Source organism: Posidoniimonas polymericola (genome assembly GCF_007859935.1).
In the GTDB taxonomy this organism is placed as follows: Bacteria; Planctomycetota; Planctomycetia; order Pirellulales; family Lacipirellulaceae; genus Posidoniimonas; species Posidoniimonas polymericola.
In genome coordinates this window covers 240,954-265,576 of record NZ_SJPO01000008.1, presented here as the reverse complement: position 1 = coordinate 265,576, position 24,623 = coordinate 240,954, and the positions used below count along the sequence as shown (strand labels likewise).

Below are 24,623 nucleotides of genomic sequence, written 5' to 3'. Positions count from 1 at the left end.
GGCAATATGACCAGGACGCTGCGGCCACTGCGTGAGACATCGCTAGCCCGCAGCGGGTTCGCCAATGATCTCCGTGCCCACGCCGGTGTTGGTGTAAACCTCGAGCAGCAGCGAGTGACGCAGGCGTCCGTCGATGATGTGGATCTTGCGGACGCCCTTCTCGAGGGTGGCCAAACAGGCCTCGACCTTGGGGATCATGCCGCTGGCAATGACGCCGCTGGCGATCAGCTCCTTCGCCTTCGACGAGGTCAGCGTGTGGATCAGCGAGTTGGGGTCGTCCTTGTCCTGTCGGACGCCATTGACGTCGCTCAGGAAGACCAGCTTCTCGGCCCCGACCGCCTGGGCGACCGCCATCGCGGCCGTGTCGGCGTTGACGTTGTATTTGTTCCCGTCGTCGTCGACGCACATCGAGGGGATCACCGGCACCTGGCCGGCGTAGCAGAGGTTGTCGATGATGTCGCGGTCGACACGGGTCACCTGGCCAACGTGGCCCAGGTCGAGCTGCTCGCCGCCGTCGCCGGTCAGGGCGATCCGCTCACCGTACAGCACGTTGTTGTCGGTGTCGCCGACAAAGTTGAGCGGCATCGCGCGGCCGCCGAAGGCCTCGATCTGGGTGGCGATCCCCTCGTTGATTTGACCGGCCAGCACCTTCTCGACGATACTCAGCGTGGCGTCGTCGGTGTAGCGCCGGCCCTGGACGAAGTTCGGCTCGATGCCGGCCTCGGCCATGGCGCGGCTGATCGCGGCTCCGCCGCCGTGCACGACGATCGGCCGCATGCCGACGGTCTCCATAAAGACGATGTCCACCAGCAGGTGCCGCAGGGCGTCCTCGTCCTCCATCACGCTGCCGCCGAGCTTGATCACGGTGACCTTGTCGCGGAACTCGCGGATCCAGCCCATCGCCTCGATCAGGGTGTCGGCCTTCTCGATCGCTGCCTGCTCTGCCTTTTCGATCGCTGCTTGCATGGGTATGGCGGGGAAGCGTAGGTCAATGGGGTTGGACGGGCGAGAATCCCGTAATATAAGGCTCCTGCCGGCGGTGGTCCAGCAGGCGCCAGGACGCCGGCTGGGCTGCCAACAGGCCATTCGCCGCTCGCCGGTGTCAACCCGACCGGCCTAGGGATATAATTCGGGCAGACGCGGTCGCGGCTGCGCCGCCCCGCTCTGTAAGAGTCCCAACTGCGCCCCCCAACCGCGAACCCTAATCTGCTGGCCTACCCGCTGGCCCGAACATGGCGACCATCAACGAACTGTACGACCAGGCCGAAGAGCTGAAGGACGCCGGCGACCTAGACGGCGCCGCCGCCAAGCTGCAGGAGATTCTTGACCAGGACCCCAATTACGCCCTTGGCCACTCCGCCCTGGCGGTGGTGCTGCAGCGCGCCGGCAAGCACGCCGAAGCGGTCGAGCACGCCAAGAAGGTGTGCGAGCTCGAGCCGAGTGACCCCTTCAGCTACACGGCCCTGTCGGTCACCTACCAGCGGGCGTACGCCGGCACCGACGAGATGAGCTACATAGCGCTTGCCGAAGAGGCAATGGAGCGGAGCCGCCAGCTGCAGATGGGCGGCTGAGTTTCCTCAGCTTAGACCCTAGACGTCGCGATTCCGGCTGTGACGCTGGCGCCGGTTTTGCGGGCCGCGTTCCACCAAACGTTGCAATCAATATTGCTGACCGACGGGCCTTCTGGGCCCGGCAGCTAAGCTTGATTCAGGGCCTCAGGCGTTTGGGGCCCCGCGACTCGTGTGTTTCTACGAAGGGGATGGCAAACAAGATGACTGTCAAAATGCTCGTGCTGACCCTCGCCGCTGGCGGCCTGATCGGCGTCGCGGCGAGCACCCAGGCCCAACCGACCCCGGCTGAGCCCGCTCCGAACCAGCCGCCGGCGCTGCCGGCGCCGCCCACCGAATCGGCTCCGGTCGTGGTCGAGTCGCCGGTGATCGAGCAGCATGCTGTCGAATACGCTGCCCCGGGCATCGAGTGCTGCCCGATCAGCGTGGTCCGTGAGGTCGCCACCCTGTCGGCCAAGAAGATGTATCGCTGCTACGGCGGCCCGACGCAACAGACTCTGTGCGTCGACAACCCGGCCGACGGCTGCTGCAAGTACTACTCGGTGTGCGTCTGCGTGCCGGCCTGCTGCACCGGAGAGCCGGTCTGCTGCGACTCGCGCGTCGGACTGCTGGGTCGCGGGTACGTCACCTACAAGTGGCCGTGCGGCTTCGAGGCGAACATCGCGTTCCGCGTACACGGCGGCGTGATTGTCACCTACCGCTAGGCGACTCGCCTAGCACGAAAAGTAAAACGCTGGGGTGGCGTGCCGCCACCCCAGCGTTTTTTTGTTCACCGAACCCCCGCCGTTACCGCTTCGCCGGCGGCGTCTTCGGAGCGGGGTTCTCGAGCGGGAAGTTGGCCCGCACGCCGAAGCCCCCCTCGCCCTTGGCCATGTCGGTCCACAGCGTGCCCGGCCCGGCGTACATCAGCTGCAGCCGGACGTCGTCGGGCAGCGACGACGCGAACACCCAGTTGTTGTAGGCAGCCGGGGTGCCAAACGCCTGCACCGCCAGGCGGAAGCGGTCGGCGGTGGCCTGCTCAACCAGCTTCTTGCCGCCGTTCTCGGCCTCGCCTCGGACCCGTTCGGCCTCGGCCTCGAGGGCGGCGGTCTCCTTCTCGATGGCGGCCACCTTGCGGATGGTCTCGGCACGGATGGTCTCGGCCTCGCGGTCGCCCTCGGCGTGGCGGCCCGCGACCATCTTCTTGGTACCTACCTCCACCGTGCGGCTGGCGAGCGTCACCTGCTCTTCCGCCTCGCGGAGCTTGGCCTCCTCCTTGGCGGTGAGCTGCTCCTGCTCGCGGGTCAGCGTCAGCTCGTCGGCGATAAACGACATCTGGATCGGCTTGCGGACCTGCTCCGGAATGTAGACGTGCCGCACCAGCCCGTACAGCAATGAGATCTGCTTCGCGTCGAGCACCTTGTGGAACTCCTCGAGGCTCTCCTGCTGGTACTTCTCGCGGTCGTCGCCGACCAGCAGCTCGACCGCTTTGTACTCGGAGCCGCGGTTGCGGAGGATCGAGTCGATCTGCGGCAGCACGATCTTCTCTTCGATCGATTCCACGTTGCCGATGGTGCGGATGGCGTGCGGAGCCTGCTCCGGCATCAGGCCCCAGATCGCGGTGAAGTCGAGGTGCATCGAGAAGCCATCGGACGACGGGAACTGGATGCCGCTGTCGCCGTCGGCGATGATCGGCTCGCCGTTCTCGTCGAACACCTCGTTGCCTTCTCGGTCGCGTTTGATCGCCACCTGGATCGTGTTGTGCCGGTAGCCGACTTCGACGATGTCGATGTTCTGCTCGCGGCCGTTGATCAGGTAGATTCCCGGCGGCAGCACGTCCTCGGAGATGCCCGCCTTGGCGCCGGTGAGGTTGTTGGCCGCGAGGTTGGTCACCACGCCGACGTAGCCGGTGGGGATCTCGACCCAGCCCGACTTCTTCTCGGTGTTGCCGCTGGTGAAGGTCTGCAGCCGGACGGTCTCGACCTCGTAGCCGTACGGGTTGATGCGGTACCGGCCCGGGTGCAGCACCTTGCGGAGGATGCCCTTGAACTGGGTCTCGCCGATGTCGCCGTCGACCAGGAACTCGCCGCCGGGCAGGTCGTCGCCCAGCTTGCAGGTCACGACGCCGACCTCGCCCGGCAGCACGACGACGTCGTCCACCAGGGTCCGCTCCCACCAGACGGGGCAGTAGAAGTGGCGGCCGGGCCCGCGCAGCTTGGCCAGCACGCCGATCTGCCCCTCCTCGGCCCAGTGGCCCGGCACCGCGTTTTCACGCGAGCCGAACACGAGCGGGCCCTTGTACCGCAGCATCAGGCTCTGCCCCTCGTCGACGTAGACCCGGTTGATGGTCCACTCGACCCAGGCGTACGAGCCGAGGCCCACAATCAGCAGGAACGCGACGGCGGCGATCGATCGAATACTCATGACGGGTCTCCTTGGCCCGGCGGCGCCGGGCATTGAGAGTCGGTTGTGCGGAAGACGCTGCGGCGGTCGCTACTCGGCAGGACCGGGGTCGCTCGGGCCGGGCACGGCCGCCGCGGTCGGCGGTGCGAACGCCCGGAACACGTCCATCAGCGGCGAGTCGGCCGTGTTGGTCATAATGTTGCGGTAGCCGGGCGCCAGCTTCTGGTACAGCACGTAGCGGGCGTAGGCCTCGCCGTCGTTGCCGAGTGCCGCGACCGCCGCCTGCCAGCCGGCCGCGTCGGCCTCGTTCTGGTAGCCAACCACCGCGGCCTTGGCCTCGGAGCGGGACATGATGGCCTCGGCCTCGTCGCGGGCGGCCTCGAGCTTCTGCTCGGCGACCGCCTTGTCGCGGTTGGCGGCCTCGAGCGCGACCTGCTGCTCTTCCTTGGCGAGGGTCACGGCCTCGATCACCTGCCGGTCGGCGCCGATCAGCTCGCGTTTCTGCTCGATCAAGGCCTTCTCGGTGGCGAGCTTCGCCTCTTGCTGCTGCTGGAGAATCTGCTGCGTGTACTGCTTGAGCTCTTGGGCGTTTACCTCGCGGTCTCGGAGCGGCTCGGCGATCGCCTGCGGCGGCTTGATCTTCGTGATCAGCGCCTGCACGATCTCGATGCCCTGCGACTTGCAGGTCTCGGTGATGGCGCGTTGGAACTCGGTCTGGAACGCGGTGCGGGTGACGCCGCCGATAAACTCGCGGGCCGACGTGTTCGACCCCCGCAGGCGGCAGAACGCACGGGCGTTAGGCATGATCACCTTGTTGATGATCTCCTGCGAGATGTCGCTGGCGCCGTCGGCGTCGTTGGTGACGTCGTTGTAGGTGACGTAGGTCAGGGCGGCGGTCTCGGGGATCACGCGGAACTCGATGATGCCGTCGAGCGAGATCGCAAACCCGTCCTTGGACGGGAAGGTCATGTCCTTGCCCTTGGACAGGTTGAACCGCTGCGACCGCGTGTCGATCGAGTTGATCCGGTACAGGTAGGGGTTCTTGTAGTACGTGCCGGGCTCGTAGGTAACCTGCTGCGGACCGCGGCGGCCCGCCTCGACCAGCAGCGTGTTGGGCTCGTCGGGCATCGGACCCGCCAGGTTCGTGACGATCCCCTTGTAGCCGGCCGGGATGATCTTGGGGTCCCACAGCTCGATCACCTCGACGTAGTCGCTCCGCCCTTTGCGGTTGCCGCCAACCTCTTGCTTCGTGACGCGGTCGATCACCATCGCGTTGATCGCGTACCGGCCCGGCTTGAGCACGTCGTCGATGATCCCCTTCTGGTTCTTGTTCTCACTCTTGGCGATGAAGTCGCCGTACGGCAGGTCGTCGCCGTACAGCCGGACCCGCACGCCCATCTTGTCGCGCGGGATCTCTACCATCGGGTAGACCTTCCAGTTCCAGAAGTAGGGGTTGTAGAAGTACCTCCCTTCGGAAAGCACCTGCAGCTGCATCCCCTTGTGCTCGGCGTTGGGCGCGAGCTCCTGATCGTTGGTCAGGTCCTCGCCCGTCTTGCGGGTCAGCACCGCAATGTGCCGGTCGGGCACGTTGATCCGGCAGTTCGTGTAGACGAACCAGCCGAAGCCGAGCACGCCAAACACCAGCAGCGCGACCGCGTAGGGCCCGCGGCTGAGGATCGACCTAACAAGCGAGGCCCCCCGTCGCTTGGCTTGTTCGACGATTACGAGTTCCGATTCTGGTTCCGCGTCGTAGTCCGAATCCATTGCATCGCCTTGGGTAAAGCCTGGCTCGTCCGCCGCCGCCCCGAACCTCGGGCCGGGGCGGGGTGTCTGGCAATATAGCGTAGCTCCCGCAAACCGCGGGCTCGGCCGCGCCGGTAGCAGGGCGTATTTGCTTGGGCGTATTCGCCGCTCCGGGGCCGATATTGTCCACCAACCGCCGCCGCCCCGTTCGCGGTTTGACTTCACGGCCGCCGGGCATTAGCCTTGCAGTACCGTCACAAGCCCTCCGAGAGTCTATCGAAACGTGTCCCCTGCCCCCGCTAGCCGCCGCCGACGCATGGTTGTCGGGATTATTGCGATTACCCGGGAGCAGCGGCCTTAGGGCGGTTTGACGGAAAACGTTACAATCCACAGCCCCGAGGCCGAAAACGGTCTTGGGGTTTTTTTGTTGGCTCTCGGCTATCAGCTATCCGCTGTCGGCAGAAGGGCCAGCCGACAGCCGATAGCCAATAGCTGACAGCCATGCAAATCGAAATCTACGACACCACCCTCCGCGACGGCGCCCAGGGCGAGGGCGTGAACTTCTCTCTGGACGACAAGGTGCTCATCGCCCGGCGGCTGGACGAGGTGGGCGTCGATTTCGTCGAGGGGGGCTACCCGCTCTCTAACCCCAAGGACGCCGAGTTTTTCCAGCGGATCGCCGCCGACCCGCTCAAGCACAGCAAGTTGTGCGCGTTCGGCATGACCCGCCGCCGCGGCATGAAGCCGGCCGACGACCCCGGCATGAAGTCGCTGATGGACTCCCAGGCGCCGGTCGTCACCATCGTCGGCAAGACCAGCGACTTCCACGTCGCCGAGGTGCTGCGGGTCAGCGAGCAAGAGAACATCGACATGATCGCCGAGACCATCGCCTACTTCGTCGGCGAGGGGCGCGAGGTGATCTACGACGCCGAGCACTGCTTCGACGGGCTCAAGATCAACGAGGCCTACGCCCTGCAGACCCTCACGGCGGCCGCCGACGCCGGCGCGATGCGGATCGTGATGTGCGACACCAACGGCGGAACCATGCCGGAGGAGGTCGCCCACTACGTCAAGCTGGTGCAAGAAGCGGTCGACAAGCCGGTCGGCATCCACACGCACAACGACTGCGAGCTGGCGATCGCCAACAGCCTGGCCGCGGTGGACGCCGGCGCCACGCACGTGCAGGGCACCATCAACGGCTTTGGCGAGCGGTGCGGCAACGCCGACCTGATCAGCGTGATGGCCAATCTGGGCCTCAAGAAGAAGGGCTATCAGGTGCTGGGAGGGAAACAGACCGAGCACCTCACCGAGCTCTCCCGCTACGTGTATGAGATCGCCAACATGGGCTACCGCATCAACCAGCCGTTCGTCGGCGCCAGCGCGTTCGCCCACAAGGGCGGCATGCACGTGCACGCCGTCAACCGCGTCGCGCACAGCTACGAGCACATCCCGCCCGAGAGCGTCGGAAACGAGCGTCGGGTGCTGGTGAGCGAGCTCTCGGGCCGGTCGAACATCCTGGCGATGGCGACCAAGCTCAACCTGCAGGAGGACAAAGAGCTGATGGACCGGATCCTCCACGAGGTCGTGGAGCTGGAGAACCAGGGCTACCAGTTCGAGGCCGCCGAGGCGTCGTTCGCGCTCTTGGTGCAGCGGATCGCCGGCACCTTCGCGCCGCACTTCGAGCTGGTGAAGTACCACGTCTCGACCGAGAGCCGCGGCGGCGTTTCTTTGAATGAGGGCCCTGTAACCGAGGCGACCGTCAAGCTATCGATTGACGACGAGATCGAGCACCGCGTCGCCGAGGGGGACGGCCCGATCAACGCCCTCGACGGCGCACTCCGCAAGGCGCTCAAGGGCCGCTTCCCGGCGCTCGCCCAGATGCAGCTGGTCGACTACAAGGTCCGCGTCATCAACAGCGAGGCCGCCACCGCCGCCAGCGTCCGCGTCATCATCGAGACCCGCGACTCCGACGGCGAGACCTGGGGCACGGTCGGCGTCAACGAGAACGTCATCCAAGCCAGCTGGGACGCCCTGGTCGACAGCTTCGAGTACAAGCTAGCCAAAGAAGGCCGCGCATAGACGCCACCGACATGGCTACCACCGTCAAGAGCAGCCGCCGGCGGTAGCCGGCGGTTTCCACGCTGCCAAACGTACCCACAATGTGCACCGAAGACTGAAGGCTTCCGCCCTCAGCTGCAGGAACTGGATGGCCGCGCTGCACTTCGTGTCTTCGTAGTTCCCAACCTGTCACCGCCTCGATCCGCCAATGTTCAATCGACTCTCTGACTTGCACAAAGCGATTCTGAGCGTGCTTGGACTCGTGGTGCTGGTGCTGCTCGGCGCCTACCTGCTCGTCGGCGGTCGCGGCAAGATGACCTCTGCTACCTCGCCTGATGGCCGCTACGAGGCGGTCCTCGACGAGCGGGCGTGCTACATCGATCGCAACTTCGATATCTTGCTGCGTAATAGCCAATCCGGTGAGACGCGAAAAATCGGGTGGCCGCTCTGCCCGGACCAGTCGCCCACCATCGCACGCGAGAGCACTTTGTCTGGTCGCCCGATTCGCGTTACGTGGCGCTCGTCGGCGATCGCTACTACGTGACCGACGAGGCCGAGCTCCCGTCGGGCGACCTGATCATGCTGGTGTACGACACAGTCGACGGCGCGTTTTACTCAAACTACGACCAGGAGAAGACCTACCCGCCCTTCCCCGCCGACCGCGCGGTCGAAGTCTTTGGCGACGCGATCCTGCAGCCGGCGCCGGCGATCTAACAGCCGACGGCCAGCGTGCTGCTAACAGTTCACTGGTGGTGCGCCGAATCCTGGCGGCTTCCGCCGTCAGTTGCTGAGAAGAAGCTGCGAACCGTGACGCACCGTTACTTGCCGCAGTAGTCGATCGCGCGGGCGATCTCGGTCTTGAGGTCGGCGCGGCGGACGATGCGGTCGATGTAGCCGTGAGCGAGCAGGAACTCGCTCGTCTGGAAGCCCTCGGGCAACTCGGTCCGCAGGGTCGCCTTGATGGTGCGGGGGCCGGCGAAACCGATCAGCGCCTTCGGCTCGGCGAAGATCAAGTCGCCCAGCGAGGCAAAGCTCGCCGCGACGCCGCCCATCGTCGGGTTGGTCAGCACGCTGATGAACAGGCCGCCGGCCTGGTCGTAGCGGGCCAACGCCGCTGAGACCTTCGCCATCTGCATCAGCGACAAGATGCCCTCGTGCATCCGGGCGCCGCCGCCCGAGCCGCTGGTGATGATCAGCGGCAGGTGCTGGTCGGTCGCACGCTCCACCAGGCGGGTGAGCCGCTCGCCCACCACCGAGCCCATGCTGCCCATGATGAAGGCCGAGTCCGTGACGCCGAACGCCACCCGCCGGGCGCGGATCATGCCCGAGCCGGTCAGGGCCGCGTCCCGCAGCCCGGTCCGCTTCTGCTCGGCGACGATCCGCTGGGCGTACGGCTTCTTGTCGGCAAAGCCGAGTGGGTCGGTCGGCATCAGGTCCGCGTCCCACTCCTCGAAGGTCCCCTCGTCGAGCATGTGCCTGACGCGGTCGACCGCGCTAAGGTACATGTGGTGGCCGCACATCGGGCAGACGTTCATCTGCTCGGTGGCGGTCTTGCGGAAGATGGTCTCGCCGCAGTCCTGGCAGCGGATCCACAACCCGCTGGGCACGCCACGCTTTTCACGCGGGCCGGTGGGAGTCGATTCGCCTGTCGCCATGGAGGGGGACCGTTGCATCTGTCGTCGAACGCGGGCCTATATCGAGGGGCGGGGCCGGTCGCCCCACGAAGCCCCCATGATACCAATCAGTCAGCGGCCCGGCCATGCCATCGGAGGCCGGCAGCTGGACCAGCGACCCCACGCGGAATTACGCACCACCGATGGCGGCGGGGGTCTCGATCGCCTCCCAGCTGGCGTGCCCCGGCTCCCGCCCCCAGAAGTCGGTCAACGCGTCCTTCCGCAGCAGGTGGCGAACCAGGCTGGCAAGCGGTTCGGGGACGACCAGCACCACGGAATCGTGCGATTTGTGCTTCTTGAGCACCTTGCGGAGCACCTCGCCAACCCGCTCCTCGGCCGCCTGGACGGTCTCGCCCTGCGGCGGGCAGACAGTCTCTGGCTGCTCACGCCATTGACGAAAAACCTTTGGCTGCTTGGTCTTAACGTCCTCGATCAGCATCCCCTGCCACAGGCCGTGGTCGAGGTTGGCCAGCTTCTCCACCGACTTCGGCCGAACGTCAAACGCGGCGCCCAATTCCTTGGCGGTCTGCTCGCACGACTCGCACGGCGACGCGTACACCGCCTCGGGATGGAATTCGCCCAGCTCGCCGATCACGTCGGCGACCTGCTCGCGACCGTCCGCGCACAGCGGGATGTCCAGGTTGCCCTGGATACGGCCCTGCTGGTCGTACTCGGTGGCGCCGGGGGTGACGAGGAGAATGCGGAGCATCCCGGTTGGTTTCCTGAGGAGGCTGCTAACCTGCGCGGCCCGAGCGGGCAAGCCGGTTCAGCGAGTCGACGCGTTCACAGTAGTCGTCGGCGCCAAACACCGCGGTGCCGGCGACCAACAAATCGGCGCCCGCCGCCGTGCAGCGGGCGATCGTGGATTGATTGACGCCGCCGTCGACCTCGAGCAGGGCCCGGCAGTCTGGGTCGTCGCGGAGGCGGCTCAGCTTCTCGAGGGCGACCGGGTCGAACTGTTGCCCGCCGAAGCCCGGCATCACGCTCATGACGAGCACCAGGTCGCAGTGCGGCAGGGCCGGCAGGATCTGCTCGAGCGGCGTCGGCGGGTTGAGCGACAACCCGGCCAATGCGCCCGACGCGCGGATCTCCTCCAGCAGCGGCCGCGGGTCGTCGAGCACCTCGGCGTGCACGGTGATGCAGTCGGCCCCGGCGTCGCGGTAGCGCTGGGCGTACTCGGCCGGATTGTCGATCATTAGGTGCACGTCCAGCGGCAGGTCGGTCAGCGCGCGGATCGCCTCGACCACCGGCAGTCCGAACGACAGGTTCGGAACGAAGTGACCGTCCATCACGTCGAGGTGCAGGGCGTGGGCGCCGGCGGCCTCGATCGCCTTCACCTCGCTGGCGAGGTTGGCGAAATCGCACGCCAGCAGCGACGGCAGCAGCACGGGGGCGTGCTGGCGGAGCAGGGCGGCGATCGATTCGCGGCTGCGGCTGGAGGGCATAGACGGGGTGGGGCGGCGTACAGCGCGGTTCGGGCAGCGTTGGTCCCAGCGCAGTCGGCCGAGGGGACGCCCAACGAGTCGTGCAGGGCACTTCGTTTGCAAGTGGGGCACGCAAAAAACGCCCACCAGCCGGCCGCGTCAGCGGCCGCAAGCAAACCGTTGTGGCAGGATCGCCAGTCGGCATCAAGCCCCGCCAGCTGCCGGGGTCCGAAACCGACGCTACTGCAGAGCCCGCAGGACGCCCATAACCTGCTGCCACCAAACGCCTTACAGACACTGACCGAACCGTAGCCCGGCCCGCCAACGGCAGTCAGTCGTCGAGTTCTGCGGCACGCGGCAGCTGCTCGACGCTATCCAAACCGAAGAATCGCAGGAAGCGGCCGGTGGTCGAGTAGCGGCTTGGCTGCCCGTCGCCGCCGCAGTCGCAGCGGACCAGACCCCGGCGGACCAGCTGCGCGAGCAGCGTCGAGCTTGGCACGCCGCGGGCCTTGTCGATTGCGGCCGCAGTGGTCGGCTGACGGTAGGCGACCACCGACAAGACCTCGAGCGCTTTGGGCGACAACCGCACCTCCTTGACGCGTCCGTAGAACTTGTCCCGCACGCGGCCCAGTTCCTCGCGGAGCTGCAGCTTGTAGCCCTCGGCGCGGTCGGTGACGACCATCGCCGAGGCGTCGCGTTCGTACTCGGCGTTGAGCTGCGCGACCGCCTCGCGGACGTCCTCGGTTGTGACGTCGCGCATCGCGGCGGCGAGTTCCTCGGCGGTCCGAGGTCGGCCCCCGTCGGCACCGACAAACAGGATCGCCTCGACAATCCGCTTCGGGCAGACGGCGTCGGGGTCGACCGCGCCGGAGAAACCGGCGGACAGGTCCGTCGACGGGTCGTGGGCATCGGCGTCGTCCGCCGGAGCATCTCCCAGCATCTGCGCAAACGCCGCGGTCAGGCGCTGCAGCGACAACGGCGAAGAGCGATCGGTATCGTGGCTTTGAGACACGCGGGCACACAATTCGAGAACGGGGGCGGGATCCGTTTGCCATGCGATGTTAGGTAACTTTCAACCCGGCGAGCAAGATCGTCCGATGCTAGCACGGGGGCCCGCCCCGCATGCGAGGTCGAGCGTCGCCCGCGACGGTCTCCCTGCCACGAGTACTCTGCCACGAGTTCTCTGCCACCGGGCGCCCGACCCGGTCCCGCCTGACCCTTGCCCCGTCTAGCTAGCTTGCTACCCTGACGATTGCTCAAGCCCGCCCCCACCCGAGCCCCCGCCATGAAAAAGTACGACTGCATCGTTATCGGGACCGGCCCCGCCGGCCAGAAGGCGGCCATCCAGGCTGCCAAGCTCGGCAAGAGCGTCGCGATTATCGAGAAGAACAACGTTCTGGGCGGCGCGCAGGTCAACACCGGCACCATCCCCAGCAAGGCCCTCCGCGAGGCCGTGCTGCACCTGACCGGCGCCAACCGCAAGGGGATGTTTGGCCAGTCCTACCGCATCAAGCAGGACGTCGCGATGAGCGACCTCGCTAGCCTGTCGCAGCAGGTGATGCGGCGGGAGTGGGACATCATCCGCAGCCAGTTCGACCGCAACGGCGTCGAACTGATCTGGGGCAAGGCCAAGTTTACCGGGCCGAACACCGTCGAGATCGACAGCCCCGACGGCATGCAGAGCCTCGAGGGCGACAAGTTCTTGGTCGCCGTCGGCACGCGGCCCGCCAAGCCGCCCCACATCCCGTTCAACGGCCACTCGATCGTCACTAGCGACGAGCTGCTCAAGCTCGACAAGATCCCCAAGACGATGATCGTCGTGGGCGGCGGCGTGATCGGCAGCGAGTACGCCACGATCCTCGCCACGCTCGGCGTGCGGGTCACCCTGGTCGAGGGCCGCAGCGACGTGCTCGGCTTCCTCGACCACGAGATCACCGGCGCCTTCCAGTACTTTATGCGGCAGAAGGGCATCACCCTCCGCCTGGGCGAGAAGGTCGACAGCATCGCCGAGGTCGACTCCACGGCCTCTGGGTCGAAGCAGCGGCTCGTCGAGGCGCAGCTCGAGAGCGGCAAGACCCTCCGCGCCGAGACCCTCCTGTTCGCCGTCGGCCGCCAGGGCGTGTGCGGCGCGCTGGGCCTCGATCAGGTCGGCATCGAGTACGACGACCGCGAACGCCTGCACGTCAACGAGCACTACCAGACCAACGTCGAGCACGTCTACGCCGCCGGCGATGTCATCGGCTTCCCGGCCCTGGCCTCGACCAGCATGGAGCAGGGCCGCCGCGCCGTCTGCCACGCCTTCGGCGTCTGCGACGTGCGGAACTACAACACCGAGCTGTTCCCGTTCGGCATCTACGCCGTGCCCGAGATCTCGATGGTCGGCCACACCGAGGAGGAGCTCACCCGCGAGGGCATCCCCTACGAGGCCGGCATCGCCCAGTACCGCGAGATCGCCCGCTGCCAGCTCCTCGGCGACGAGCAGGGCATGCTCAAGATGCTGATCCATCAGGAGACCCACAAGCTCCTGGGCGTGCACATCATCGGCACCGGCGCCACCGAGCTGGTCCACATCGGCCAGGCCGTGATGGCCCTCGGCGGCACGGCCGAGTTCTTCGTCGACAACGTGTTCAACTTCCCGACGCTGGCCGAGTGCTACAAGGTCGCCGCGTACAACGGGCTCAACAAGCTGAACCACGTGTAACGCGGTTGCTGACTGTTCGCTGCTAGCCGCTAGTTCTCTGCAAAGCATTTGCGCAAAATCCCCCTCCCCGGCAGGGGGAGGCCGAACTAGTTGAGTCGGGGGGAGGGGGTTAGCCCCGGTTGGCGGCCAAACTCGCAGCGCAACTGCGCGGCAGAGCCGCGGCGCTTAATTCGAAGCGCAGCCAGCGCGCGCTCTGCGTACGCGCCGCTACTTCTTCTTCAGCTTGGCGAGCGCTTTCTCTACAATCTCCAGTTGCCCCTGAGCATCGGCCAGCTTCCCGCGTTCCTGCTCGACAACCTCGGCCGGCGCATTGCCGACGAACTTCTCGTTCGAAAGCTTGCCCTGGAGGCTGTTGGTGAACTTGCTCAGGTTGGCCTGCTCCTTCGTGAGCCGCGCGATCTCGGCCTCGACATCGATGAACCGGCTGACGTCAACCAGCACCTCCATGCCGGGCACCGTCTTGCTGGCGGTCATGTCGGGCTCGGCCGGCTGGGGGCCGATGTCGGTGAGCGCGGCGTTGGCGAGCTTGATGAAGTACGGCTGCATCGGCTCCAGCAACTCGGCCGTGGCGGCGTCGCACCTCACGACAAACTCCAGCTGCTCCTTCCACGGCACGTTCTGACCCTGGCGGACCTCACGCACGGCGCCGAGCACCGCCTGGAACTTGGCGAACTGCTCCTCGATGGTCGCGTCGATGTCAGAAGCTTGCGGCTCCGGCCACTTGGCAATACAAACCGACTCCTCGACAGCAGCCGGGGAAGGAAGTCCCCGGTTTGGCGCCAGTTTGCCAAGCAGCTGCCACACCTCCTCGGTCAGGAACGGCGTCATCGGGTGCAGCAGCCGCAGCAGCTGATCAAGCGCGTGGGCCAGCACCCGCTGGGCGACCTGCTTGTCAGGGCCATCCTCGGCAAAGCGGGCCTTGGTCATCTCCACATAGAAGCTGCAGAACTCGTTCCAGGCGAACTCGTACAGCTCGCGGGCCGCGTCGGCGTAGCGGAATTCATCGAGCGCCGTGGTGACCTGTTGGGTGACCGTGGCTAGGCGGCTCAAGAGCCAGCGGTCCTCGATCTTGAGGTCGCTCGCGGCGACCGCGGCCGGCTCGTAGCCCTGCAGGTTCGTGAGCGCAAACCGCGAAGCATTCCACAGCTTGTTGCAGAAATTGCGGCCGAGCTCGAACTTCTCGCTGGTCACGGCGCCGCGTTCGAGGGCCAGGTCCTCTTCCTTCTCGGCCCATTGCGTGCGGAACTCCTTGCCGCACTTGTCGCACTTCACCCGCGGCTCGACCCGGTTCTTCTTGGTCTGCTTGATGTTGGCGTCGCAGTGCGGGCAGACAAACTCCACCGGCATGCGGACGTCTTGCGTCTCGGTGGTGAGGTACGCGATGCCGAACCGCAGCGCGTCCGCCCCAAACTTGTCGATCACGTCCAGCGGATCGACCCCGTTGCCCTTCGACTTGGACATCGTCTCGCCGAAGCCGTCGAGGATCTTGGGGTGGATAAAGACCTGGTGGAATGGGACCTCACCAACGTTATAGAGCCCCGTCAGCACCATCCGCGCGACCCACAGCGTGAGGATGTCGCGCGAGGTGATCAGCACGCTGGTCGGGTAGAACTTTTTCAGCAGCTCGGTCTCATCGGGCCAGCCCATGGTGGAGTAGGGCCAGAGGGCGCTGGAGAACCAAGTGTCTAAGACTTCTTCATCACGCTTAGGCTCCCAAAAGCAAAGTTGCCTGATCGCTCTCGCTTGGTCTGAACGCGGAGGCTGGGCCGCTTTGAGTTCGGCGGGCAAGGCAGATGCGCTGCTAGCTAGCTCTGCTGCAAATGCGTCATATGCCTCGTCGTCCATGAAGCTAAGGAGCACTGACGAAGCGTTGTCTCCGGTTCGAGTGCAACTCACCCGACCGTCCACACCGAGTGACGCAGAGAGATCATCAATGGCGGATTCAAACTCTTGGTACACGCGTTCAATGCTCTCCGCTCGCTTGAGATCTGGTTCATAAAGGTTACCATTCAGCCCTACAGACCAGACCGCAATTTGATGTCCCCACCAAAGCTGCCGCCCAACCGGCCAGTCACGCTTCTCGCCGAGCCAGTCGAGGTAGCCCTTGGCGTACCGCTCGGGCGTGATGCTGACGCGGCCGTCGGTGACGGCGTCCATGGCGGACTGGGCAAGTCCCGGTTTGCCAGAACCGGGACCATCAGACTCGTCGTCCATTTTGACGAACCACTGGTCGGCCAGGTACGGCTCGATTGGCGTCTTGCTGCGGTCGCTGTGGGCGAGGTCGATGACGCGGTCCTCGCGGTCGGTCTCGGGGTTGTGCAGGCCGAGCTCGGTCAGGTCCTCGACCACGACCTTCCGCGCGTCCTTCATCGTCAGGCCGCGGTACTTCTCGGGCACGCTGTCGTTCAGCTTGCCCTCGGTGGTCATGATGTTGATCGCGCCGATCGACTCCCCGTCCCCAGAGATACTGCGCTGCCACACCTCGTAGTCGTTGGCGTCGTGCGCGGGGGTGATCTTCACGCAGCCGGAGCCGAGCTCGGGCTTGGCCCAGGGGTCGGCGATCAGCGGGATCTGCCGGCCCGTGAGCGGCAGCTCGAGCATCACGCCGCGGGCGGCCATGCCGCGGAGCTTGATCAGCTCTGGCAGAATTGTTTGCCGGCGCTCGGCGAGGGCCTCGAGCTGGGCCTCGATCGGCGGCTTTTCCTTGGCGGGCGCGGCGGCCAGCTTCTCTTTCAGCTCGGCCTCGACCTTGTCGAGCTGCTTGGCGGGGTCGGGGTGCACCGCCACCGCGGTGTCGCCGAGCATGGTCTCGGGCCGGGTGGTGGCGATCGTGACGTGCGTCGGCTCGCCAATCTTTGGCTCGACAACCGGGTACTTGAAGTGCCAGAAGTGGCCCTTGGTTTCCTCGTGGAACACCTCGTCGTCGCTGACGGCGGTCTGCAGGAACGTGTCCCAGTTGACCAGCCGCTTGCCGCGGTAGATCTTGTTGTCGGCGAACAGCTTGAAGAAGGTCTCACGGACGGCGCGGGCGCACTGGTCGTCGAGCGTGAACCGCTGGCGGGCCCAGTCGCAGCTCGCGCCGAGCTGCTTGAGCTGGCCGGTGATCCGCTTCTCGTACTGGTGCTTCCACTCCCAGATACGGTCGACCAGGGCCTCGCGAGCTGTTTTTTCTGCGGTGCCCAGGTCGTGCCGGCTCTTGCCCTCCTCCTGCAGCAGACGCCGCTCGACCACCGCCTGGGTGGCGATGCCGGCGTGGTCCGTGCCGGGGACCCACAGCACCTCGTAGCCCTGCATGCGGCGCATGCGGCAGAGGACGTCCTGCAGCGTGTTGTTGAGCGCGTGCCCCAGGTGCAGGGCGCCGGTGACGTTCGGCGGCGGGATCACCACCGAGAACGGCGGCTTGTCGCTCTTCGGGTCGGCGTGGAAATAACCGCCTGGATAGTTGGGTTTTGGGTCCTCCCAGAACGCGTACCACTTGTCCTGGGCGGCCGTGTGGTCGTACTGGGCGGGGAGACTCGACGGGTCGAAAGCAGGCATAGTACTAGGACTGTGGGCGGGAGCAGTTTGGTTGCGGGCAGCGTGGCTCGGGAAAAGCAACAGGATACCAGGATTGCGTCGAATTGGGCGAGGGCGCCGCCCGTGGAGGCACAGACACCACGGCCCTCGAGTTGGCTCGCGCCGCGGGTTTTGCCGCTGCTGGCTCGGTTCCACTGGGCCCGGCCGGCAGCTATGCTGCCGGCATGAGCACCCCAGACAAACCCCGGGCGGCCGACGAGCTCCGCCCCCTCCGGCTAGAACGCCCGTTCGCCTCCAACGCCGCCGGCAGCGTGATGATCCACGCCGGCCAGACGATGGTGCTGTGCACCGCCAGCGTGGCGGCGGACGTGCCGCCGTGGCTCGCCGGACGCGGCAAGGGCTGGGTCACGGCCGAGTACAACATGCTGCCGGGCAGCACCTCGCCCCGCAAGCCACGCGACCGCCAAAAAGTCGACGGGCGCACCACCGAGATCCAGCGGCTGATCGGCCGCAGCCTGCGGGCGGTGGTCGACCTCGGGGCGCTCGGCGAACGATCGATCACGGTCGACTGCGACGTCATCCGGGCCGACGGCGGCACCCGCACCGCCAGCATCACGGGCGCGTTTGTCGCCTTGGTCGACGCGGTGCGTTCGATCGAGGTCGACCCGCCCGAGCTAAGCAAGGTGTTCCGCGCCAGCGTCGCGGCGGTGAGCGTCGGGATCGTCGACGGCGCCGTGCAGCTCGACCTCAACTACGAGCAGGACTACGCCGCGGCGGTCGACATGAACGTCGTGATGACCGGCCGCGGGCGGTTCGTCGAGGTGCAGGGGACCGGCGAAGAGGCGACCTTCTCCGCGGCCGAGCTGCAGCAGCTGATCGCCGCCGCCTCGCTGGGGACGACGCGCCTCACCGAGCTGCAGCGCGAGGCGCTCGGCCCGGCCTGGCCCTGCCAATAGCGGGCCCTGCCCAGAACCGACCCTGCCCGGAACCGATCTGGCCCATAGCCGGTCCTGCCAATAGAAAGCGGCGCCGATCGCACGGGCGATCGGCGCCGCTAGTTGCTCTCGCAATCAACCAGCCGCTTGGCTAGTTGTTGTTATTGTTGTTGTCGTCGACCGCCTGAACCAACGCGCCACGGCGACCCAGCAGCACAGTGTTGGGGTTAGCCTCGTTGTCGTCGTTGTTGTCCTGGTTCTGGTCGTTCTGCTGCGAGGCGCCCGCGAACGTGAACGTGTTGACGTCCGAGATCGACGTGAACGACGGCGACGGGCGGACAATCACGTAGCGGCGGTCGGCGGTCGTGACCGCGTTGACCGTAAACTGCGTGCCGTCAGGCAGGACGGTGATCTGCGGCTGGAAGCCGACCGCCCCGCCGCGGTTGCCCGCCAGCTGACGCCGGCGGATCCGCTCGCGGTCGTCCGGCCGCAGGGCCGTGACGCGGGGGTCGGACATCGAACCAAGCTGCTGAGCCAGCACCGCCCGGCCGACCGCCTGCTGGCGGTTGATGGCGTTGGCGAGTTGCTGCTCGTCGACCCGCTCGGCGCGGCGGCCGTTGGCGAGTTCAAACTTCACTGCCGAGGCGTCCTTGCCGACCTTGATCTGGCCACGCTCGTGCTTCTGGTTTTCGCTCCCGTACCCGGTGTAGACGTCCACCGTCACGACGCCGGCGGTGACGTCGCCCCAGACGCGGCGGACCACGGCCTGGTACTCGCCGGAGAAGCCACGGGGGCAAAGGTAGGTCTCGGAGAAGCCCTTGGCGCCGGGGCCGTCCGCCGTGGCGAACGCGTCGCCCAGCATGACGCCGCCGCCCGGGGTGCGGGGGTTGGCGCTCGAGCAGATCGAGCCGTCCGGCTCTTCGACCAGCAGGTCGACATCGGCGTCGCCGGTCCAGGTGACGCGGATCACGCAGTCACGCTGCATCGCGGTCATCAGCTCTTCACGGTACGCGTCACGCTCGGTGATGCGTCCCTCTTCCTCGAGCCGGCGGAGCGTGGCGTTGGCCAGCCGGCGGGCCGAGTCCTCGACGCCCAGCTTGTCTTCGGGCCAGGCGCGACCGAGGATGCCGGTGGTCGCCCAGCGGAGCCCGTCGAGGTCGCTGGTCCGCTCGGCCGCACGCATGCCGAGCAGGTACGCCTCGTGGAGGCTCGGGTCGACCTTGACTACTTGCTTGAGGACCTGGATGGCGCGGCCGTCCAGCTCGAGCTTCATCAGGTAGTGTGAGATCAGCATCAGGTCTTCCGCCGTGGAGCTGAAGTCGACGGCCGACATGATCGCCCGCTCGACGTCGTGCGGCGAGTTGCCGTTGACCTGCATCGCGATGCCAAGGGCCTCGTACATCCAGGGCTGAGGCTGACCGTGACGCAGGGCGTTTTGGATCATCGCGATGACGCCGGCGCTGTCGCCCTTCTTCATCAGCTGACGCGAGGTCGCCCGGACCGCGATCGGGTCCTGGACGCCGTCCGCAAAGTAGGCCGACCAGAACTCGTCGGCGGGTACCGATTCGTCGATCTTGATGACGCTCGCCTTGGCCGGGCGGGTCTTGGCCTGCGGTTCCGCAGCCGCCGCCGGGGCGGTCTGCACGGGGGTCGCCGGGCCGAGGCTCAGCCGTCCTCCGTTCTTGGTGAGGACCAGCTCGTCGGGGACGCTGAAGGCGCCGCCGCCACCGCCGCCGAAGCCGCCGCCACCGCCACCGCCGCCGAGGCCACCACCGCCGCCACCGAGGCCGCCGCCGCCACCGCCCATACCGCCGCCACCGCCGCCGAAGCCGCCGCCGCCGCCGAACGACTGGATCGGCGTCTTGTCGATGACCAGGTCGCCGACGTTGTAGACGCGGACGGTCAGCCGGGTTTCGGCTTCTTCTTCAGTGGTGATCAGCAGCACCTCATCGGCGATCACGTAGGTGAGCTCGAGCTGCTTGAGCATCAGCCGCAGCGCGCTGCGGAGAGAGATGTTGCGGAGGCTAACCGTGACCGGCTCGTCGGTGCCGATGCCGAGGTCGTCCAGCGCGGTCTCGTCGAGCTGGATCTCGATCTCGTACTCATTGCGGAGGAAGTCGACGACCTCTTCCAGCGGGATGTCAAGGAAGTCGAGGCCCTGGCTGGTGAGCGGCGAGGAGAGCGCCTCGGTGATGCGCTGCTCGGAGTCGCTCTCGCCGGTGATCCCGACCGACTCGTACTGCTTGCGACGCATCGTGATCTCACGCCAGAATTCGGCGTCCGGGTAGACGATCGGGGGCTCGCCCGGGAACGGGATCGAGGCCGCCTCGACCTGATAGAGGGTCTCCATGAACATCTTGGCCTTCTGCGCCCGCAGCTGCTGGACCTGGTAGTGGTAGCGGCTCAACGCGGCCCACTGGTCGGCGGCAACCGGGGTGACGCCGAGGGGGTCGAGCTCGCGAACGATCTCCGCGACCTCTTCCGCCTGGGCGTACTGGCTCTCGTCCATCAGGGCGTTGAACCGGTCCATCAGTTGCTTCTCGCGCTCGCGGCTCTGCTCCATCCGGTCGAGCAGCAGCTGCCGCTCGCGGGCGGCGGCAATCGCTTCCTCAGACTGGCGGTCGAGCTCGTCCTTGATGGACGCGGCGCGGGACGCCTGGCGGAGGGCCGTCTCGAGGCGGTCGTTCAGGCTGGCGCGGACGTCGGCCAGCAGCTCGGGGGCGTTCTGCACGCTCTGCATCATCAGCTTGAGCGACTGGATGGCGTCCTGGGGCGAGCCGGACATCACGTCGCGGGCCTCGGAGATCGCGACCTGCACTTCTTTCTCGAGCTGGCGGGCCATCACGCGGTTCTGCCGCTCGACATTGCTGAGGAACTCGTCGTCGCGGACGACATCGGCCGGCGGCAGGCCGCTGGGGTCGTAGTAGACGCCGCCGTCGGAGGGGAAAATGTCCTGCTGCTCGCCCTCGTAGACAATGATCGGGTCGCCGGGCGCCGGGGTCGGGACGTTTTCAAGCTGGGCGACGCGGACCATGTTCAGGTCGGCACGGCTGTCGGTTGGCTCTTCGGTCTCGCCGGTGCGGCGGGCCACAACGCGTTTGACGGTCTGGGCCCGCATGTTGCCCGGGTCGCGACGCAGCACGGCGTCGGCGATCTGACCGGCGCTCGACGAGTCGCCGGTGGCGACCGCGGCCTCGGCCATGTCGGTGAGCTTCTCGACGCCGGTGTTGATCGTGCGGGCGACTTCGTTCAGGCCCGCCACGCCGAGCGTCGGCAGGCTGGCGCCCCGGTCCGACCGGGCGCGGTCAACCAGCTGGGCGAGGTAGGCGTTGGTCTCGCTCGACTCGGGGAGCTCGTGGCTCCACGACTCGGGACGGGCGCCGCCGGCGGCCTGCAGCGAGGCGCTGATCGAAAGCTCACTGGCTCCGTTCTCTAGGCGGCCCACCACAATGGTGTCGCGGTCGGAGCGGAGCGGCGGGAGCTGGGCGGGGTACATTTCGGCGACCGAGTCGCCCGCCTTGGCGTCGGCCGGCCAGGCGACAGTCGCCCGGACCCAGCTGGCCAGCGTGCGGCCGACCTGGGTTCCGCGGCGGTGGTTCTCTTCGTTGGCGCGGTCGACGGTGATCCCCTCGGCGTCATCGGCCAGGGCCATCTCGCCGTCGACGTACAGGTTGCCGCCGGTGCCGTTGGCGATCGCGGCCAGCAGCTCGGCGTCCCGCTGGGGGCCGATGGCGTAGCTCGTTACCGAGACGCGCTCGTCGCGGAGGTGGTCGATCAGCTTGGCGAACGACTCGCCACGCAACAGGTTGGCGGCGCTGACGCCGTCGCCGATGTAGACCACCACGCGGTTCGAGGCGCCCGACTCGTCCAGCCGCTGGGCGGCGGTGCTCAGGGCCAGCTCGAGGTCGGTCGAGCCGAGCGGTGTTTCGTTCTCAAGCTTCGCGACCGCGGCCTTCAGGTCGTTGCTGCCGGCGGGGGCGAATCGCGTCCCCATCGGGCGGGCTTCCAGGTCGGTCGCGAACAGCTGCACGCGGTCCTCGGCACGCAGCTTGGCGAGCATGCCCTTGAGCGCTGCGAGGGAGGTCTCGCGGTAGGCGCCGGTCTGGCTGGCCGAGGTGTCGAACAGCACAGCGATATTGCGGCCCGCGATCCGGTCGGCATCGGCCGATCCAAGGTCTGCTGTCAGGCTGGCGGAGAAGTAGGTTTCGCCGCTGTCGTGGTGGAACACGCCGACAGGACCAACCTGACCAGCCGAGGCCCCACTGGGCAGCAGCACGGCAAACGTGGCGGCGAGGGCGAGCGGGTAGCGTGTAAGAAGTTTCATCATGAACTCGTGGGCCATCGAACAGGCGCTCCGATTGCGTAACTCAAATCAGCGACCGCTCTGTTCCGAAGCGAGGCGACCGCGTAAATTGGCTGACTCTGTGCATTTAGCCAGATATCCCCAGTTTATCCGGGCCAACTCCTCGACGCCATAACTTTCCCCTATTTTCAAGGGTCCAGTCGTGCGGATTGTAGGGTGAGCACCCCCTGTCACTCGGCGGCTCGGTACTCAATTATTGCTCGGCCAACCCGCCTGGGAGCCGAATAAAACCGGATACGCGCCTCTCCTCCGCCGCACGTCGGCGGGATAGCCTTTGCACGCCCCCTGCCCTGCGGGCGCCCACCTCCCATGCTTGCAGCCCTCCTGATCGCCCAGCAGCCGGCCCTGACTTGGCAGGGGGGGCTCGCGATCCTGGTGACCTTTCTGGTCTTCCTGGGGCTCCAGGTGCGGCGGGTGCCGGTCGAGCTGTTGTTCCTCAGCGGGCTTGCGGTGATTACGTTGGCGGGGGTCATCCCCCCCACAACGGCGTTGTCTGGCTTCTCGGAGCGGGCGGTGATCCTGATCGGGGCGCTGTTCGCCGCGGCGGCAGGCCTGCGGACTACCGGCGCCCTCGACTGGATCGGCCAGACGCTGCTCGGCCGTGCGACCACCGAGCGGGGCGCCCTGTTCCGCCTGGCGTTGGTCGCGCCGATCTCTGCGGTCGTCCTTAACACCCCGCTGGTTGCGATGTTCGCGCCCGTGGTGATCGACTGGTGCCGCAAGCGAGAGGTGTCGCCGTCGCGGTTGCTGATGCCGCTCTCCTATTTCACGATCCTCGGCGGCGTGGTCACCGTGATCGGCACCAGCACGACCCTGGTCTGCAACGCCAAGCTGGGCGAGAGCAAAAAGGCGTGGGAAAGTGTCCCGGGTCTCCAGGCCCAAATGTCGGACATTGGCCTGCTCGAGATCACCTGGGTTGGCCTGCCGGTGATGCTAATCGGCGTCGCGTACGTGCTAACGGTCGGGCGGTGGCTGCTGCCCAACCGTTTGGAGCCCTCCACTTCTTTGGCCGACCGCCGACGCGAGTACCTGGTGGAGCTCGTAGCGCAGGACCACTGCCCGCTGATCGGCAAGTCGGTGGAGGACGCCGGCCTGCGTAGCCTGCCCGGCTTGTTCCTGATCGAGATTGCGCGGCGGGACCAGGTGATCACACCCGTTACGCCACGCGACGTGATTCAGGCGAATGACCGCATGGTGTTCACCGGCGTCGTCGAGACCATCGCCGACCTCGAACGGGTTTCCGGCCTGGTGCCGGCGGTCGACGAGACCTACGAGCACGAGCCGGAGAAGCGCACCCGCCGACAGCTCACCGAGGCGGTGCTGTCGCGCACGTCGCCGATCATCGGCTCCACGGTCCGCGACGCTAACTTCCGCGAACGCTACAACGCGGCGATCGTGGCCGTCCACCGCAACGGCGAGCGCCTGACCAACAAGATCGGCAACATCCGCCTGGAGCCGGGCGACACGCTCCTGCTGCAGACGCGCGACGACTTTGTCGAGCAGCACCGCAACAACCGCGACTTCTACCTCGTGAGCCAAATCGGCGGCTCGTCCGCCCGCCGGCACGACCGGGCGATGATCGCCGTGGGGCTGTTCCTGCTGCTGATAGGCTGGCTGATGGCGTCGTCGCTTTTGGGCAGCGTCACGCACCTTGGCCCCGTTCCAACCGGCACCCTGCTGGCGAGCGACGCGAAGCCGATCGCCGCGATCGCGGTCGTGCTGGCGATGATTGTCACCCGCTGCCTGTCGGGCTCCCAGGCCCGCGCGGCGATCGACCTGCAGGTCCTGATTACGATCGCGGCCGCCATCGGATTGGGGCAGGGGTTAGAGAAGAGCGGCGCCGCGAGCTGGATCGCCCACGGGCTGGTTGGCTGGACCCAGGCCGCGCCGCTGCCGCCGGGCTCCGCGCCGCTCGCGCTGCTAGTGGTCGTGTACGTGGTGTCGATGCTCATGACCGAGGCCATCACCAACGTGGCCGTGGCGACCATCATGATCCCACTGGCAATTAGCGTCGCGGTGGCGGGCGACCTCAACCCGCGGCCGTTCATAATGGCGGTGGCGATCGCCGCGTCGCTCAGCTTCGCCACGCCGATCGGCTACCAGACCAACCTGATGGTGATGGGCCCCGGCGGGTACCACCCGCGGGACTACCTGCGGGTCGGCGGGCCGCTGACGCTACTGTGCGCGGTGGTCGCCCTGACGCTGATCCCGCTGATCTGGCCGCTCGGCTAGCACCCGCGGGGATCCCGCGGCAAAACGA

Annotated in this window: 17 protein-coding genes; 8 read left to right on the top strand and 9 right to left on the bottom strand. The window is 66.8% G+C overall.

The window, feature by feature from the left end; all coding sequences use genetic code 11:
* Nucleotides 1–42: 42 nt before the first annotated feature.
* Nucleotides 43–966 (bottom strand): acetylglutamate kinase, encoded by a 924-nt coding sequence (gene argB / locus Pla123a_RS17075; RefSeq protein ID WP_146589167.1) that lies wholly within the window; start codon nt 964–966, stop codon nt 43–45.
* A 266-nt stretch (nt 967–1,232) separates the two neighbouring features.
* Here argB and Pla123a_RS17070 point away from each other — a divergent pair, with 266 nt between their 5' ends.
* The gene (locus Pla123a_RS17070) at nt 1,233–1,571 is read left to right on the top strand and encodes a tetratricopeptide repeat protein (protein WP_146589165.1); all 339 of its coding nucleotides are present in this window, start codon (nt 1,233–1,235) and stop codon (nt 1,569–1,571) included.
* Nucleotides 1,572–1,771: 200 nt separating this feature from the next.
* Nucleotides 1,772–2,272 (top strand): hypothetical protein, encoded by a 501-nt coding sequence (locus Pla123a_RS17065; protein ID WP_146589163.1) that lies wholly within the window; start codon nt 1,772–1,774, stop codon nt 2,270–2,272.
* Between the two features lie 82 nt (nt 2,273–2,354).
* On the opposite strand, the gene Pla123a_RS17060 is transcribed toward Pla123a_RS17065, so the two are convergent.
* Together Pla123a_RS17060 and Pla123a_RS17055 are read right to left on the bottom strand one after the other, a co-directional pair.
* Nucleotides 2,355–3,971, bottom strand: coding sequence for an SPFH domain-containing protein (locus tag Pla123a_RS17060; protein WP_146589161.1), 1,617 nt, complete (start codon nt 3,969–3,971; stop codon nt 2,355–2,357).
* A gap of 69 nt (nt 3,972–4,040) precedes the next feature.
* Nucleotides 4,041–5,714 carry an SPFH domain-containing protein gene (locus Pla123a_RS17055; protein ID WP_146589160.1) on the bottom strand — a complete coding sequence of 558 codons (1,674 nt, stop codon included), beginning with the start codon at nt 5,712–5,714 and terminating at the stop codon, nt 4,041–4,043.
* Between the two features lie 480 nt (nt 5,715–6,194).
* Here Pla123a_RS17055 and cimA point away from each other — a divergent pair, with 480 nt between their 5' ends.
* From cimA to Pla123a_RS17040, 3 genes are all read left to right on the top strand, one after another.
* Nucleotides 6,195–7,772 (top strand): citramalate synthase, encoded by a 1,578-nt coding sequence (gene cimA, locus Pla123a_RS17050; RefSeq protein WP_146589158.1) that lies wholly within the window; start codon nt 6,195–6,197, stop codon nt 7,770–7,772.
* Between the two features lie 187 nt (nt 7,773–7,959).
* Nucleotides 7,960–8,295, top strand: coding sequence for a hypothetical protein (locus tag Pla123a_RS17045; protein ID WP_146589156.1), 336 nt, complete (start codon nt 7,960–7,962; stop codon nt 8,293–8,295).
* Nucleotides 8,265–8,465: a hypothetical protein gene (locus Pla123a_RS17040; RefSeq protein ID WP_146589154.1), complete on the top strand. Its 201-nt coding sequence runs from the start codon at nt 8,265–8,267 to the stop codon at nt 8,463–8,465. The genes Pla123a_RS17045 and Pla123a_RS17040 overlap by 31 nt, the downstream gene beginning before the upstream one ends.
* Nucleotides 8,466–8,569: 104 nt before the next feature.
* Here Pla123a_RS17040 and accD read toward each other — a convergent pair whose 3' ends face one another.
* From accD to scpB, 4 genes are all read right to left on the bottom strand, one after another.
* Complete coding sequence (gene accD / locus Pla123a_RS17035; RefSeq protein ID WP_146589152.1) at nt 8,570–9,424, bottom strand: acetyl-CoA carboxylase, carboxyltransferase subunit beta; 855 nt, start codon at nt 9,422–9,424, stop codon at nt 8,570–8,572.
* 130 nt (nt 9,425–9,554) lie between these two features.
* A complete protein-coding gene (locus Pla123a_RS17030) occupies nt 9,555–10,133 on the bottom strand; it encodes a histidine phosphatase family protein (RefSeq protein WP_146589150.1) in 579 nt (192 codons plus the stop codon).
* Between the two features lie 25 nt (nt 10,134–10,158).
* Complete coding sequence (gene rpe, locus Pla123a_RS17025) at nt 10,159–10,869, bottom strand: ribulose-phosphate 3-epimerase (protein ID WP_146589148.1); 711 nt, start codon at nt 10,867–10,869, stop codon at nt 10,159–10,161.
* A 310-nt stretch (nt 10,870–11,179) separates the two neighbouring features.
* On the bottom strand, nt 11,180–11,824 hold the full coding sequence (scpB, locus tag Pla123a_RS17020) for an SMC-Scp complex subunit ScpB (RefSeq protein WP_231956521.1): 645 nt from the start codon (nt 11,822–11,824) through the stop codon (nt 11,180–11,182).
* Between the two features lie 309 nt (nt 11,825–12,133).
* On the opposite strand from scpB, the gene sthA reads away from it, so the two are divergent.
* Nucleotides 12,134–13,549 carry a Si-specific NAD(P)(+) transhydrogenase gene (sthA, locus tag Pla123a_RS17015; RefSeq protein WP_146589145.1) on the top strand — a complete coding sequence of 472 codons (1,416 nt, stop codon included), beginning with the start codon at nt 12,134–12,136 and terminating at the stop codon, nt 13,547–13,549.
* Nucleotides 13,550–13,756: 207 nt separating this feature from the next.
* Here sthA and Pla123a_RS17010 read toward each other — a convergent pair whose 3' ends face one another.
* The gene (locus Pla123a_RS17010; protein WP_146589143.1) at nt 13,757–17,086 is read right to left on the bottom strand and encodes a valine--tRNA ligase; all 3,330 of its coding nucleotides are present in this window, start codon (nt 17,084–17,086) and stop codon (nt 13,757–13,759) included.
* A gap of 203 nt (nt 17,087–17,289) precedes the next feature.
* Between Pla123a_RS17010 and rph the strand changes: the two genes are divergently transcribed.
* The gene (rph, locus tag Pla123a_RS17005; RefSeq protein ID WP_146589141.1) at nt 17,290–18,021 is read left to right on the top strand and encodes a ribonuclease PH; all 732 of its coding nucleotides are present in this window, start codon (nt 17,290–17,292) and stop codon (nt 18,019–18,021) included.
* 130 nt (nt 18,022–18,151) lie between these two features.
* Here rph and Pla123a_RS17000 read toward each other — a convergent pair whose 3' ends face one another.
* Entirely contained in the window at nt 18,152–22,324 is a 4,173-nt protein-coding gene (locus tag Pla123a_RS17000; protein WP_197528065.1) for a VWA domain-containing protein, read from the bottom strand.
* A 348-nt stretch (nt 22,325–22,672) separates the two neighbouring features.
* Between Pla123a_RS17000 and Pla123a_RS16995 the strand changes: the two genes are divergently transcribed.
* A complete protein-coding gene (locus Pla123a_RS16995; protein WP_146589138.1) occupies nt 22,673–24,595 on the top strand; it encodes an SLC13 family permease in 1,923 nt (640 codons plus the stop codon).
* The last annotated feature ends 28 nt before the right edge of the window (nt 24,596–24,623 follow it).

Coding starts and splice junctions, on each gene's coding strand:
- cimA (WP_146589158.1), top strand. CDS start 6,195: ATGCAAATCGAAATCTACGACACCACCCTCCGCGACGGCGCCCAGGGC.
- sthA (WP_146589145.1), top strand. CDS start 12,134: ATGAAAAAGTACGACTGCATCGTTATCGGGACCGGCCCCGCCGGCCAG.
- Pla123a_RS16995 (WP_146589138.1), top strand. CDS start 22,673: ATGCTTGCAGCCCTCCTGATCGCCCAGCAGCCGGCCCTGACTTGGCAG.
- Pla123a_RS17055 (WP_146589160.1), bottom strand. CDS start 5,714: ATGGATTCGGACTACGACGCGGAACCAGAATCGGAACTCGTAATCGTC.
- rph (WP_146589141.1), top strand. CDS start 17,290: ATGAGCACCCCAGACAAACCCCGGGCGGCCGACGAGCTCCGCCCCCTC.
- Pla123a_RS17065 (WP_146589163.1), top strand. CDS start 1,772: ATGACTGTCAAAATGCTCGTGCTGACCCTCGCCGCTGGCGGCCTGATC.
- Pla123a_RS17010 (WP_146589143.1), bottom strand. CDS start 17,086: ATGCCTGCTTTCGACCCGTCGAGTCTCCCCGCCCAGTACGACCACACG.
- rpe (WP_146589148.1), bottom strand. CDS start 10,869: ATGCCCTCCAGCCGCAGCCGCGAATCGATCGCCGCCCTGCTCCGCCAG.
- Pla123a_RS17030 (WP_146589150.1), bottom strand. CDS start 10,133: ATGCTCCGCATTCTCCTCGTCACCCCCGGCGCCACCGAGTACGACCAG.
- Pla123a_RS17000 (WP_197528065.1), bottom strand. CDS start 22,324: ATGAAACTTCTTACACGCTACCCGCTCGCCCTCGCCGCCACGTTTGCC.
- Pla123a_RS17045 (WP_146589156.1), top strand. CDS start 7,960: ATGTTCAATCGACTCTCTGACTTGCACAAAGCGATTCTGAGCGTGCTT.
- Pla123a_RS17060 (WP_146589161.1), bottom strand. CDS start 3,971: ATGAGTATTCGATCGATCGCCGCCGTCGCGTTCCTGCTGATTGTGGGC.
- Pla123a_RS17070 (WP_146589165.1), top strand. CDS start 1,233: ATGGCGACCATCAACGAACTGTACGACCAGGCCGAAGAGCTGAAGGAC.
- accD (WP_146589152.1), bottom strand. CDS start 9,424: ATGCAACGGTCCCCCTCCATGGCGACAGGCGAATCGACTCCCACCGGC.
- argB (WP_146589167.1), bottom strand. CDS start 966: ATGCAAGCAGCGATCGAAAAGGCAGAGCAGGCAGCGATCGAGAAGGCC.